Source organism: Streptomyces sp. NPDC090127, assembly GCF_044746945.1.
Classification (GTDB): domain Bacteria; phylum Actinomycetota; class Actinomycetes; order Streptomycetales; family Streptomycetaceae; genus Streptomyces.
Genome location: NZ_JBIVDE010000002.1, coordinates 542,571 through 555,727, shown reverse-complemented (window position 1 = coordinate 555,727; position 13,157 = coordinate 542,571). Strand labels below are relative to the sequence as shown.

Genomic DNA, 13,157 nt, shown 5'->3' with positions numbered 1-13,157 from the left:
GCCCGCGAAGATCACGGCTGTTCCCTGGTGGGCATGGCCCGTGCACGGACGGCACACCGCGCCGCTCTCCCGGCTCCTAGCGTGAGGTCGTCCCCCTGCCCGGGGCCCGTAGGAGAAAGGCAGTTCGTGATGGACGACGAGCAGAGCAGGAACCGGCCCGTGCTGGAGCAGGCGGCGGCGGAGTTCGCCGCGGCGACCGCCCAGCCGCCGTACCTGTACGAGATTCCGGTGAGCGAGGGCCGCAAGGCGGTCGACGAGGTGCAGGGCGGCGCCGTCGCCAAGCCGGAGATCGACGAGGAGTGGGTGACGGTCGAGGGCGGCCCGACCGGACAGGTCCGGGCGCGGATCGTGCGCCCGGCCGGCCACGAGGGACCGCTGCCCGTCGTCCTCTACATCCACGGCGCCGGCTGGGTCTTCGGCAACGCCCACACCCATGACCGTCTGGTGCGGGAACTCGCCGTCGGCGCCCGCGCGGCCGTCGTCTTCCCCGAGTACGACCTCTCGCCCGAGGTCCGCTACCCGGTCGCCATCGAGCAGAACTACCGGGTGGCCCGGTGGGTCGTGGACGAGGGCGCGGACCACGGCTTCGACGCGACCCGGATCGCGGTCGCCGGCGACTCGGTCGGCGGCAACATGTCCGCCGCGCTGACGCTGATGGCGAAGGAGCGCGGAGACGTGTCCCTGGCCGCGCAGGTGCTGTTCTACCCGGTGACGGACGCGGCCTTCGACACCGCGTCGTACCACCGGTTCGGCGAGGGCTACTTCCTCCGCCGTGACGCCATGAAGTGGTTCTGGGACCAGTACACGACGGACGAGACGGAGCGCGCGCAGATCACCGCCTCCCCGCTCCGTGCCACCACCGAGCAGCTCACCGGGCTGCCCCCGGCGCTCGTCGTCACGGCCGAGGCCGACGTGCTGCGCGACGAGGGCGAGGCGTACGCGAACAGGCTGCGGGAGGCCGGAGTCCCGGTCACCGGAGTCCGCGTCCAGGGCGTCATCCACGACTTCGTCATGCTCGACGCACTGCGCGGAACCCAGGGCGCGGAGGCCGCGATCACGCTGGCCGTCGACGCGCTCCGCAAGGCCCTCTACACGGTCTGACCACCCCTCACCCCACCCTTCTTGGAGCCACCCATGCCCGAACTCGACCTCGACCGCGTCGCCGCGGTGCCGAGCCCGGACCTGCTCACGCCCGACAACGCGATGATGCTGTTCGTCGACCACCAGCCCCAGATGTTCTTCGGCACCGGCAGCGGCGACCGCAGCGCCATCATCAACAACACGGTGGGCCTCGCCAAGGCCGCGAAGCTCTTCGACGTACCGGCCGTGATCACCACGGTGGCGGCGGACTCCTTCTCCGGCCCGGCACTGCCGCAGCTCGTCGACGTCTTCCCCGACCACAAGCTCGTCGACCGGACCTCGATGAACGCCTGGGAGGACGAGAACCTCGTCGAGGCGGTCCGCGCCACCGGACGCCGCAAGATCGTCATATCCGGTCTGTGGACCGAGGTGTGTCTCGTCCTGCCGGTGCTGTCCGCGCTGAGCCAGGGGTACGAGGTGTACGTCGTCGCCGACGCGTCCGGCGGCGTCACCCCGCAGGCCCACGAGCACGCCCTGGAGCGCATGAGCCGGGCCGGCGCCGTCACCGTCACCTGGGTCCAGGTGCTGCTGGAGCTCCAGCGGGACTGGGCGCGCACCGGGACGTACGACGGCGTCATGGAGATCGTCAAGGCGCACGCCGGCGCCTACGGCCTCGGGGTCGTCTACGCGAAGCACTTCATCGGCGCCCACGCCGCCGGCTGACCCGGTGGAGCTCGGTCTGCTGATCCTGCGCGTGGTGACCGGCCTGCTGCTGGCCGGTCACGGCGTGCAGAAGGTGAGCTTCCACCTCGGCGGCAGGGGACTGGCGGGCGGCACCGAGGAGTTCCGGCGCGACGGGTTCCGCGGGGGAGCGCTGACCGCGCTCGCCGCGGGCGCCACCCAGATCGGCTCGGGTGCGCTCCTCGCGGCCGGAGCGCTCACGCCACTCGCCGCCGCGGGCGCGATCGGCGTGATGACCGTGGCGCTGACCGTCAAACGCCCGCACGGGCTGTGGGCGCAGAACGACGGTTACGAGTACCCGCTGTTCCTGATCGTCGTCGCCGCCGTCCTGGCGTCGACCGGCCCGGGCGCCTGGTCGGCCGACCAGGTTCTCGGGCTCCTGCCCTGGCCCCCCTGGTGGCTCGGCTGCGCCCTGCTGCTCGGCGGGGGCGGCGGTCTCGCCACCCGGGCGGCCCTGCACCGCCGCCCCACCCGCCGGGCGGACGCCCCCTCCTGACCGCCCCACCCGCCCGGAGGACGCCCCCTCCTGACCGCCCCGCCCGTGCCGCGCGCGCCCGTGCCGCGCGTGTCCGCGTCGCCCGTCAGATCGCCGCCCTCGCGCGCGTCTGGCGGGCTCGCGCGCGTGGGTCCGCGCCGGGGCCCCGGGCAACCGACCGATCTTGGCCAAAGAACCCCTGGTTCAGGCCAGAATTAGGTTAGGCTAACCTGTGTCACGTGAGAGTTGGTGAAGAAAGCCCGCAGGCCACGCCCGTGCGTGGCCACGCGCTGTCGGCCACGGACGTCACCGTCGCCTACGACGGTGTCGATGTCGTGCACGGCGCGTCCGTGACCCTGCGGCCCGGCGACGTGACCGTGCTGGTCGGCCCGAACGGCAGTGGCAAGTCCACGCTCCTGCGGACGATCGCGCGGTTGCAGCGTCCCCGGAGCGCCACCCTGACGATCGACGCCGACACCGACGGCCTCGCCCTGACACCCCGCGAGTTCTCGCGGCACGTCGCCCTGCTGACGCAGGGTCGCCCCACCCCCAGCGGGCTGACCGTGCGCGACGTGGTCGACTTCGGCCGCTATCCGTACCGCGGTCGCTGGGGCAAGGCGGACCCGGGCGGCCGGGACGCCGTCGACCGCGCGCTCCGTATGACGGGCGTGGACGAGTTCGCCGAGCGCGGCGCCGAGCACCTCTCCGGAGGACAGCTCCAGCGCGTCTGGCTCGCGGGCTGCCTCGCCCAGGAGACCGGAGTGCTCCTCCTCGACGAGCCCACCACCTACCTCGACCTGCGGTACCAGGTCCAACTCCTCGACCTCGTCCGCGACCTGGCCGACGACCACGGCATCGCCGTCGGCGTCGTCCTGCACGACCTCGACCAGGCCGCGGCCGTCGCCGACCGGATCGTGCTGCTCCGCGAGGGCCGGATCATCGCCGAAGGCCGCCCCGAGGACGTCCTCACGGCGCCGCGGCTCACCGACACGTACGGCATCCGCATCGAGGTCGACACCGACCCCTCGACAGGGCGGCTGCGCACCCGCGCCGTCGGCCGCCACCACACGCGAAGCGAAAGGCTCAGCCCCACCCCATGAGACGCCTCCTGCTCACCGCCGCGGTCGCCACCGCGGCGGCGCTCACCCTGACCGCCTGCGGCACCACCGAGCCCGCCAAGGACGACGCGAAGAAGTCCGCCGAGCCCCTCACGCTCACCGACGACACCGGCGCCGAGGTGGAGCTCGACGGACCCGCCAAGAAGGTCGTCGGCACCGAGTGGAACGTGGTCGAGACCCTGATCTCCCTCGGTGTCGACCCCGTGGGCGTCGCCGACGTCAAGGGCTACAAGACCTGGGACTCCGCCGTCCCGCTGAAGAACGACCCCAAGGACATCGGCACGCGCGGTGAGCCGAGCGTGGAGACCATCGCCGGTCTCAAGCCCGACCTCATCGTCGCCACCAGCGACCTGCCGCCGGCCGCCGTGAAGCAACTGCGCGGGATCGCCCCGGTCCTGAACCTCAAGGCCGCCGACGCCGCCGACCCGATCGGCCGGATGACGAAGAACCTCGACGCCATCGCGAAGGCCACCGGCACCACGGCCCGGGCCGACACGCTCAAGAAGGGCTTCGAGGCGAAGCTCGCCGAGGGCAGGAAGGCCCTCGCCGACGCCGGTCTCGGCGGCGCGAAGTACGCCTTCGCCGACGGCTACCTCGTCTCCAACCAGGTCCAGATCCGCCCGTTCACCAGCGGCTCGCTCATCGGCGCCGTGAACGAGAAGCTCGGCCTGAAGAACGCCTGGTCGGTCAAGGGCGACCCGGCCTACGGCCTCGGCACCACCGACGTCGAGGGCCTCACCAAGCTCGGTGAGGGCGTGCACTTCGCGCACATCAGCAACAACGACGACGACAGCAGCAACCCCTTCCAGGGCGCCCTCGCCAAGGACAAGGTGTGGACCTCGCTGCCGTTCGTGAAGAAGGGCGACGTGCACCGGCTGCCCGACGGCATCTGGATGTTCGGCGGTCCCGAGTCGATGAACCAGTACGTCGACGCCCTCGTCAAGGCGCTGACGAAGTAACCCCGATGGCCGTCACCGCACCTTCCTCCGCCACCCTCCCGTCGGCGGCCGCGTCCCGGTCGGGCGCGGCCGCGGTGACGGCCCTCCTGCTCCTCCTCGTCGCGGGCCTCGCGCTCGTCGACATCACCCAGGGCACCGCCGCCGTCGGGGCCTCGGAGGTCTGGAAGGCGTTCACGGGCCGGGCCGACCCGGCCGACGCGTCCGTCGTCGTCGCCTCCCGCCTGCCCAGGATGGCCGCCGGGCTGTTCGTCGGCGCCGTCCTCGGCATGGCGGGCGCCGCCCTCCAGGCCGTCAGCCGCAACGTGCTCGCCTCGCCCGACACCCTCAGCGTCAACGCGGGCTCCTATCTGGGTCTCGGACTCGTCTCGGCGAGCGGGCTCTCCCTCCCGCTGCTCGCCTCCTCCGGAGTCGCCTTCGTCGGCGGCCTCGCGGCGGCCGCCGTCGTCCTCGGGCTCTCCGGCCTCGGCGCCGGCACCGTGCGGCTCGTCCTCGCCGGCTCCGCCCTCACCCTCGGCCTCACCGCCGTCACCGAGGGCCTGATGCTGCTCTTCCCCCAGGAGACGGAAGGACTGTTCACCTGGAACCAGGGCAGCATCGCGCAGAACGGCTTCGACGGCCTCCTGCAGATGGTGCCGATCGGACTCCTCGGCCTGGTCGGGCTGTTGCTGGTCTCCCGCAAGGTCGACGCCCTGGCCCTCGGCGACGACGCGGCCCGCGGCCTGGGCGTCCCGGTACGCGCCACCCGCGTCACGGCCGTCGTGCTCGCCGCGCTGCTCTCGGCGGCGGCGGTCACGCTCGCCGGGCCCATCGGCTTCGTCGGCCTGTGCGCCCCCGCCCTCGTCCGGCCCCTCGTCCGCCGGGTCCGCGCCCTCTCCCGCGCGCGTGCCGCGCTCCCCGTCGCCGGTCTGGCCGGCGCCGCGCTCGTGCTCGGCTCGGACGTGCTGCTGCGCGCCGTCATCCCGGCGGACACGGCGGTCGCCGTGCCGACGGGTGTGGTCACCAGCCTGGTCGGCGCCGTCTTCCTGATCGCCATGGCGACACGGGTCCGGGACACCGCCGGAGCCGCCGCCGTCGACCGGCTGCGCCTGCGCAGCCGGGCCGTCTTCCTGACCACCACCGCCGTGCTCGTCGGCGCCCTCATGGCCGTCACGATCGGCGCCGTCCTGCTCGGCGACAGCAAGCTGCTCCTCGGCGACGTCGTCAACTGGGCGCAGGGCAACGCCGGCAGGACCGTCTCCTTCGTCCTCGACACACGCGTGCCCCGGGTCCTCGCGGCGCTCCTGGCGGGCGCGGCACTCGCCCTGGCCGGCACGCTCGTACAGGCCGTGACCCGTAACCCGCTCGCCGAACCCGCGACGCTGGGCGTCTCCGGCGGAGCCGCGCTCGGCGCCGTCCTTCTCGTCACCTCGGTGCCGCTGGCCGCGTCGTGGAGCGTGGCGGGTGCCGCGTTCGCGGGCGCGGCCGTCAGCTCCCTCATCGTCTTCGGACTGGCCGCGCGGGGCGGGTTCCAGCAGAACCGGCTGGTCCTCGTCGGCTTCGGCGTCGCCACCGGCTCGGCCGCGCTGATCAGCCTGCTGATCGTCCTCACCGACCCGTTCAACGCCACCAAGGCCCTCACCTGGCTGTCCGGTTCGACCTACGGGCGGACCATGCCGGACATCGTGCCGCTCGCGCTCGTGCTCGCCGTGGGCGTGACGGCCGCCTTCGCCCGGCGTACCGAACTCGACCTGGTCTCCCTGGACGAGGACACCCCCCGGCTCCTCGGCCTCAGCCTCGGCCGGGGCCGCCTGGGCTTCCTCGCGCTGAGCGTCCTGCTGAGCGCCACCGCCGTCGCCGCCGCGGGCACGATCGGCTTCGTGGGCCTCGTCGCCCCGCACGCGGCCCGCGCCCTCGTGGGCCGGCAGCACGCGCGCGTGGTCCCGGTCGCGGTCCTCCTCGGCGCCGTACTGGTCTGCACGGCGGACCTGTTGGGCCGCACGGTCATCGCGCCGGCCCAGCTCGGCGCCGGTCTGATGACGGCCGTGATCGGCACGCCGTACTTCCTCCACCTGCTGGTGCGCAGCCGCCGCTAGCGGCGCGACCGGCGGCCACGCGCGCGTGAGCCCCGCCCCGGGAGACCTCCCAGGGGCGGGGCTCACGCGTTCTCCGTGTTCCGGCGCGGGCGTTCAGCCTCCGACGTAGGCCGCGAGGTGTTCGCCGGTGAGGGTGGAGCGGTCGGCGACGAGCTTGGCGGGCGTGCCCTCGAAGACGACCTTGCCGCCGTCGTGCCCGGCGCCGGGGCCCAGGTCGATGATCCAGTCGGCGTGCGCCATCACGGCCTGGTGGTGCTCGATGACGATCACCGACTTGCCGGAGTCCACGAGCCGGTCGAGCAGGCCGAGCAGCTGCTCCACGTCCGCGAGGTGCAGCCCGGTCGTCGGCTCGTCGAGCACGTACACGCCGCCCTTGTCGGCCATGTGGGTGGCGAGCTTGAGCCGCTGCCGCTCGCCGCCGGACAGCGTGGTGAGCGGCTGGCCGAGGGTGAGGTAGCCGAGCCCGACGTCGGAGAGCCGTTCGAGGATCTTGTGCGCGGCGGGCGTCCGCGCCTCGCCCTCGCCGAAGAACTCCACGGCCTCCGCGACCGACATCGCGAGCACCTCGCTGATGTCCCGCCCGCCGAGCTTGAATTCGAGCACCTCCGCCTGGAACCGCTTCCCCTCGCAGTCCTCGCACGGGGTGGCGACACCCGCCATCATGGCCAGGTCCGTGTAGATGACGCCCGCGCCGTTGCAGGTCGGGCAGGCGCCCTCGGAGTTGGCGCTGAAGAGCGCCGGCTTGACGCCGTTCTCCTTGGCGAAGGCCTTGCGGATCGGCTCCAGCAGACCGGTGTACGTCGCCGGGTTGCTCCGCCGCGAGCCGCGGATCGGCGTCTGGTCCACCGACACCACGGTCTCGCCCGCCGGGATCGACCCGTGGACCAGGGAGCTCTTGCCGGAGCCCGCGACCCCGGTGACGACCACCAGCGCCCCGAGCGGGATGTCCACATCGACGTCCCGCAGGTTGTTCGCCGTCGCGCCGCGGATCTCCAGGGCGCCGGAGGGCGTACGGACCGTCTCCTTCAGCGAGGCCCGGTCGTCGAGGTGACGGCCGGTGATCGTGCCGCCGGCCCGCAGCCCCGCGACGGTGCCCTCGAAGCAGACGGTGCCGCCGCCCGTACCGGCGCCCGGACCGAGGTCGACGACGTGGTCGGCGATCGCGATCGCCTCCGGCTTGTGCTCCACGACGAGCACGGTGTTGCCCTTGTCGCGCAACCGCAGCAGCAGGTCGTTCATCCGCTGGATGTCGTGGGGGTGCAGACCGATGGTCGGCTCGTCGAAGACGTACGTGACGTCGGTGAGCGAGGAGCCGAGGTGCCGGATCATCTTGACGCGCTGCGCCTCACCGCCCGACAGCGTGCCCGCCGGCCGGTCCAGGGACAGGTACCCGAGCCCGATCTCCACGAACGAGTCCAGGGTCCGCCGGAGGGCTTCCAGCAGCGGCGCCACCGACGGCTCCTCGAGACCGCGCACCCACTCGGCGAGGTCCCGGATCTCCATCGCACAGGCGTCCGCGATGGAGATCCGCTTGATCTTCGAGGACCTGGCCCCTTCGCTGAGCCGCGTGCCGTCGCACTCGGGGCAGGTGGTGAAGGTGACCGCCCGCTCGACGAACGCCCGGATGTGCGGCTGCATCGCCTCCTTGTCCTTGGACAGGAACGACTTCTGGATCTTGGGGATGAGCCCCTCGTAGGTGAGGTTGATGCCGTTGACCTTGATCTTCGTCGGCTCGCCGTAGAGGAAGGCCTGCATCTCCTTCTTGGTGAACCTGCGGATCGGCTTGTCCGGGTCGACGAAGCCGGACTGGGCGTAGAGCTGCACGGTCCACTGGCTGTCCGACTTCCAGCCCGGGATGGTGAACGCGCCCTCGGACAGCGACTTGGAGTCGTCGTAGAGCTGCGTGAGGTCGATGTCGGAGACCTTGCCCCGGCCCTCGCAGCGCGTGCACATGCCGCCGGTGCGCTGGAAGGTCGCCTTGACCGTCCTGGTCTTGTCGGCGCCCCGCTCGACGGTGATCCCGCCGCTGGCGCGGACCGACGCCGTGTTGAAGGAGTAGGCGCTCGGCGGGCCGATGTGCGGCTTGCCGAGCCGGCTGAACAGGATGCGCAGCATCGCGTGGGCGTCGGTGGCGGTGCCGACCGTCGAGCGCGGGTCGGCGCCCATCCGCTGCTGGTCGACGGTGATCACCGTCGTCAGGCCTTCGAGGACGTCGACCTCGGGGCGGGCGAGGGTCGGCATGAACCCCTGGACGAAGGTGCTGTACGTCTCGTTGATGAGCCGCTGCGACTCCGCCGCGATCGTGTTGAACACCAGCGAGCTCTTTCCGGAGCCGGACACTCCGGTGAAGACCGTCAGACGGCGCTTCGGGATCTCGATGCTGACGTCCTTGAGGTTGTTCTCCCGCGCGCCGTGCACGCGGATCACGTCGTGACTGTCGGCACCGTGCGGGGCGGGCGGCTGCGCGCTCTTCCTCGTGGCCATGCTGATCGTGCTCTCCATCCATGAGGGGGGGGCCGCGGACCCGCGGCCTCCCTCGTCCCGACATACCGTGCGTCTCTCCACCCCGGTTCTACGCCGCCGGGGTGGCCGACGGCAACGGTTCACGGCCGCGCCGCGGCGTTCACCGGTCCTGGACCAGGCCCAGTACGTTGCCGTCGACGTCCGTGAACGTGGCCACGAGACGGCCGCCGCCGACATCCTTGGCCGCGTCCTTGACGGACGCGCCGGCGGCCGTCACCTCCGCCAGCTTCGCCTCGATGTCGGGCACGTGCCAGTAGGCCACCGGCGAGGTCATGCCCTGCGGGCCGCCGTTCGGCACGAGCCCGATGTGCTGGCCCGCGACGTCGAAGCCGACGTAGTACTCGCTGTCGGCCTGCGGCTGGACGCCGAGCAGCGCGGCGTACACCTCCTTGGCCTTCGCCAGGTCGGACACGGGGTGCAGCACGGTCCTGATGCCCTCGGTGGGGGTGCCGGTCATGATCGCTCCTGAGGTCGTGGGTCGCCCGGACCCGGTCCGTGGCGTTCGGACGTCGGCCCTCCGACGTCCACGCGAGCCACGCTACGTGCGGCCACGGGACGACGCTTCTCGATTCCTGACCGGTTCGGCCGGGTCCGGATCGAGGCCGAGGACGGTGAGGAAGGCGGTGGCCGCGGGGGTGCGGCCGGCGGCGTTCCAGACGGCGTACTCGACCCGGGTCGGCGCGTCCGTGGCTCGCTCGTGGTGACGCCGGTGAGCTGGGGGACGTACGCGGCGGGGAGCAGGGCGACGGCCAGGCCCTGCCCGACCGGACGGGCCATCCCATCCCGCCTGAACTGGATAAACGTCAGGCAGCCCGGTCAGGGGCCGTTCACCCGCTTGCCGGACATGGAGTTGCCGCTAATGTCGTATTAAGGCCACATGTGCACCCCCTTGTCACCTGTGCTCTCCCGGGCAAGGGAAGGGGGCGTACGGAAGGAGCCCCCCATGACCCGCACATTGCGTGGCGCGATCGCCCTGGCCGGAGCCGCGGCCCTGTCCCTGGGTGCGGTCTCGATGAGCGCGGCCCAGCCGGGCGCGGCCGCCGCCAAGCAGGGCGAGGTGAAGATCGGCCTGCTGCTCCCCGAGAGCAAGACCACGCGCTACGAGAAGTTCGACCGGCCGTACATCGAGCAGAAGATCAAGGAGCTGGCACCGGACGCGCAGATCGACTACTACAACGCGGCCGAGAGCGCCACGACCCAGCAGCAGCAGGTCAACACCGCGCTCGCCAAGGGCGACCAGGTACTGATCCTGGACGCCGTGGACTCCAAGTCCATCCAGTCCTCCGTGCAGAAGGCCCGTGACGCGGGCGTGAAGGTCGTCGCGTACGACCGCCTCGCGCAGGGCCCCGTCGACGCCTACGTCTCGTACGACAACCGCAAGGTCGGCGAGTTGCAGGGGCAGGCGCTGCTCGACGCGCTCGGCGACAAGGCCGACAGTGGCCAGATCGTGATGCACAACGGCTCACCCACCGACCCGAACGCGGCGGAGTTCAAGGCCGGCGCGCACTCCGTCCTCGACGGCAAGGTGAAGATCGGCAAGGAGTACGACACTCCCAACTGGGACCCGAACAACGCCAACCAGCAGATGTCGGGTGCCATCAGCGCCCTGGGCAAGGACAACATCGTCGGCGTGTACTCGGCCAACGACGGCCTCGCCGCCGGTATCGCCACCGCCCTCAAGGCGTCCGGCATCAACGTGCCCTTGACCGGTCAGGACGCCCAGCTCGACGCCATCCAGCGGATTCTCCTCGGCACCCAGACCATCACGGTCGAGAAGCCGTACAAGCCGGAGGCCGACATCGCCGCCACCATGGCCGTCGATCTCGCCGAGGGCAAGGAGCTCCCCGAGTCCCTGACTCCGACCACCGTCACCAGCGGCAGCGGCGAGAAGGTCCCGGCCAACCTGCTGACCCCGATCGTGGTCGACAAGAACAACATCAAGGACACCGTCGTCAAGGACGGTCTGTACACGGTCCAGGAGATCTGCACACCCACCTACGCGGACGCCTGCAAGCAGGCCGGCCTGCAGTAGCCGGCCGTGGGCCCTGGAGCCCTGTCCGAGCATCCGCGCGCGAGCGCAACGGGGGCCGGGTAGGAGGCGGTTGACGGTGTCGGAAGCACCTGTGCTCAGTCTGCGAGGAATCTCCAAGCGGTTCGGCGCCGTGCAGGCGCTGTCGGAGTTCGACCTCGACGTCCACCCCGGTGAGGTCGTCGCCCTGGTCGGCGACAACGGCGCCGGCAAGTCGACCGCCGTCAAGGCGATCGCCGGGGTGAACCCACCGGACGAGGGCGTCATCACCTGGGAGGGCCGCCCGGTCACCGTCCACCGTCCGCACGACGCCCAGAGCCTCGGCATCGCCACCGTCTACCAGGACCTGGCGCTCTGCGACAACCTCGACGTCGTCGGCAACCTCTTCCTCGGCCGCGAACTCAAACGCTGGGGCGTGCTCGACGAGGTCGGCATGGAGCAGCGCTCGCGCGAACTGCTCGACACCCTCTCCATCCGCATCCCCAGCGTCCGCATCCCCGTCGCCTCGCTCTCCGGCGGCCAGCGCCAGACCGTGGCGATCGCCCGCTCCCTGATCGGCGAACCGAAGGTCGTCATCCTGGACGAGCCCACCGCCGCGCTCGGCGTGGAACAGACCGCCGAGGTCCTCGACCTCGTCGAACGGCTCCGCGAACAACGCCTGGGGACCATCCTGATCAGCCACAACATGGAGGACGTGATGGCGGTCGCCGACCGCGTCGCGGTCCTGCGCCTCGGCCGCAACAACGGCTTCTTCGACAGGCGCTCCACCACCACCGAGGAGATCATCTCCGCCATCACCGGGGCCAGCGACAGCGCGGTCACGCGCCGCCAGGCCCGTAAGCGCGAGGAGGAGCGATGAGGCGTGACCGAGGCCGTCACGACCCCTCCGCCCCGGGCCCCGGCAACGGCGGTGCCCAAGGGCCGGCCCACGACGCCATGCCCGCCGTGGACACCCGGCTGATCGTCCGCGAGGAGGGCATCAAGGGGTACCTCGGGGAGTTCCGTCGCAAGCTGCGCAGCGGCGAACTGGGCTCGATCCCGGTCGTCGTCGCCGTGATCATCATCTGGACCGTCTTCGGCACCCTGGACAGCGCCTTCCTCTCGGCGCAGAACCTCTCGGACCTCAGCCAGCAGATCGTCGGCACCGGGATGATCGCGATCGGCATCGTCTTCGTCCTGCTGCTCGGCGAGATCGACCTGTCCGTCGGCTCGGTCAGCGGCCTGTGCGCCGCGATCTTCGCCGTGCTCAACGTGCAGAACGGCATGAACGAATGGCTGGCCCTCCTGGTCGCCATCGCCGGCGGAGCGGCCGTCGGGCTCATCCAGGGCTTCTTCTTCGCCAGAGTGGGCGTGCCCGCGTTCGTCGTCACCCTGGCGGGCAACCTCGCCTGGAACGGCCTCATGCTGCAGGTGCTCGGCACCAGCGGCACCGTCAACATCCCGGGCGAGAGCATCGTCTCGGAGCTGTACTCGAAGATCTTCCACAGCCCGGCCGCCGCGTACATCGCGGCGGCCGTCGGCGTCGGGCTCTTCCTCGTCACGGCGCTCCTCGACGCCCGGCGCCGCCGGCGCGCCCGGGTGCCGTTCCGGCCGGTCGCCGAGATCGTGATCCGTACGGTCGTCATCGCCGCGATCGCGTTCGTCGCCGCCTACATCCTCAACCAGTACCAGGGGCTCCCGCTGGCGCTCCTGATCTTCCTGGTCGTCCTGGTCCTCATCGACTTCGTTCTGCGCCGCACCACGTACGGGCGGCAGATCTTCGCCGTCGGCGGCAACATCGAGGGCGCCCGCAGGGCGGGCATCAGCGTGCCGTTCGTCCGGATGTCCGTCTTCTCGATCGCCGGCACGATGGCGGCGGTCGGCGGCCTCTTCCTGGCCGGGCAGATCCAGTCGGCGAGCCAGACCTCCGGCGGCGGCAACCTGCTGATGAACGTGATCGCCGCCGCCGTCATCGGCGGCACCAGCCTCTTCGGCGGACGCGGCTCGGTCTGGTCGGCCCTGCTGGGCGCGCTGGTGATCGGGTCGATCCAGTCGGGCATGAACATCATGGGCGTCAGCAACGCCGTCCAGTTCATGATCACCGGCTCGGTCCTGCTGGCCGCGGTGGTCGTCGACTCCCTGTCCCGCCGGAGCCAGAAGGCCGCCGGCCGCGCGTGAACG

General features: G+C 71.6%; 11 protein-coding genes. 9 read left to right on the top strand and 2 right to left on the bottom strand.

Features of this window, described 5'->3' with window-relative positions; genetic code table 11:
* Positions 1-129: 129 nt before the first annotated feature.
* From ACIPPS_RS08145 to ACIPPS_RS08120, 6 genes are all read left to right on the top strand, one after another.
* Positions 130-1,101 (top strand): alpha/beta hydrolase, encoded by a 972-nt coding sequence (locus ACIPPS_RS08145; RefSeq protein ID WP_401428295.1) that lies wholly within the window; start codon positions 130-132, stop codon positions 1,099-1,101.
* A gap of 33 nt (positions 1,102-1,134) precedes the next feature.
* Positions 1,135-1,803 (top strand): hydrolase, encoded by a 669-nt coding sequence (locus ACIPPS_RS08140; RefSeq protein WP_401428293.1) that lies wholly within the window; start codon positions 1,135-1,137, stop codon positions 1,801-1,803.
* Between the two features lie 4 nt (positions 1,804-1,807).
* A complete protein-coding gene (locus ACIPPS_RS08135) occupies positions 1,808-2,317 on the top strand; it encodes a DoxX family protein (RefSeq protein ID WP_401428290.1) in 510 nt (169 codons plus the stop codon).
* 218 nt (positions 2,318-2,535) lie between these two features.
* Positions 2,536-3,396, top strand: a complete 861-nt coding sequence (locus ACIPPS_RS08130; RefSeq protein ID WP_401428287.1) for an ABC transporter ATP-binding protein — start codon at positions 2,536-2,538, stop codon at positions 3,394-3,396.
* Complete coding sequence (locus tag ACIPPS_RS08125) at positions 3,393-4,373, top strand: iron-siderophore ABC transporter substrate-binding protein (RefSeq protein WP_401428285.1); 981 nt, start codon at positions 3,393-3,395, stop codon at positions 4,371-4,373. Before ACIPPS_RS08130 ends, ACIPPS_RS08125 begins: the two co-directional genes overlap by 4 nt.
* A gap of 5 nt (positions 4,374-4,378) precedes the next feature.
* On the top strand, positions 4,379-6,445 hold the full coding sequence (locus ACIPPS_RS08120; protein WP_401428282.1) for an iron ABC transporter permease: 2,067 nt from the start codon (positions 4,379-4,381) through the stop codon (positions 6,443-6,445).
* Between the two features lie 93 nt (positions 6,446-6,538).
* Here the strand turns inward: ACIPPS_RS08120 and ACIPPS_RS08115 are convergent, their stop codons facing one another.
* Positions 6,539-8,929: an ATP-binding cassette domain-containing protein gene (locus ACIPPS_RS08115; protein WP_401428280.1), complete on the bottom strand. Its 2,391-nt coding sequence runs from the start codon at positions 8,927-8,929 to the stop codon at positions 6,539-6,541.
* A 139-nt stretch (positions 8,930-9,068) separates the two neighbouring features.
* On the bottom strand, positions 9,069-9,425 hold the full coding sequence (locus ACIPPS_RS08110; RefSeq protein WP_401428278.1) for a VOC family protein: 357 nt from the start codon (positions 9,423-9,425) through the stop codon (positions 9,069-9,071).
* A 486-nt stretch (positions 9,426-9,911) separates the two neighbouring features.
* On the opposite strand from ACIPPS_RS08110, the gene ACIPPS_RS08105 reads away from it, so the two are divergent.
* The 3 genes from ACIPPS_RS08105 (at position 9,912) to ACIPPS_RS08095 (ending at position 13,154) form a co-directional block, all read left to right on the top strand.
* The gene (locus tag ACIPPS_RS08105) at positions 9,912-11,000 is read left to right on the top strand and encodes a sugar ABC transporter substrate-binding protein (protein WP_401428275.1); all 1,089 of its coding nucleotides are present in this window, start codon (positions 9,912-9,914) and stop codon (positions 10,998-11,000) included.
* Between the two features lie 76 nt (positions 11,001-11,076).
* Positions 11,077-11,856, top strand: coding sequence for an ATP-binding cassette domain-containing protein (locus tag ACIPPS_RS08100; protein WP_401428273.1), 780 nt, complete (start codon positions 11,077-11,079; stop codon positions 11,854-11,856).
* Positions 11,853-13,154: a sugar ABC transporter permease gene (locus ACIPPS_RS08095; protein WP_401428271.1), complete on the top strand. Its 1,302-nt coding sequence runs from the start codon at positions 11,853-11,855 to the stop codon at positions 13,152-13,154. Before ACIPPS_RS08100 ends, ACIPPS_RS08095 begins: the two co-directional genes overlap by 4 nt.
* Positions 13,155-13,157 lie beyond the last annotated feature (3 nt).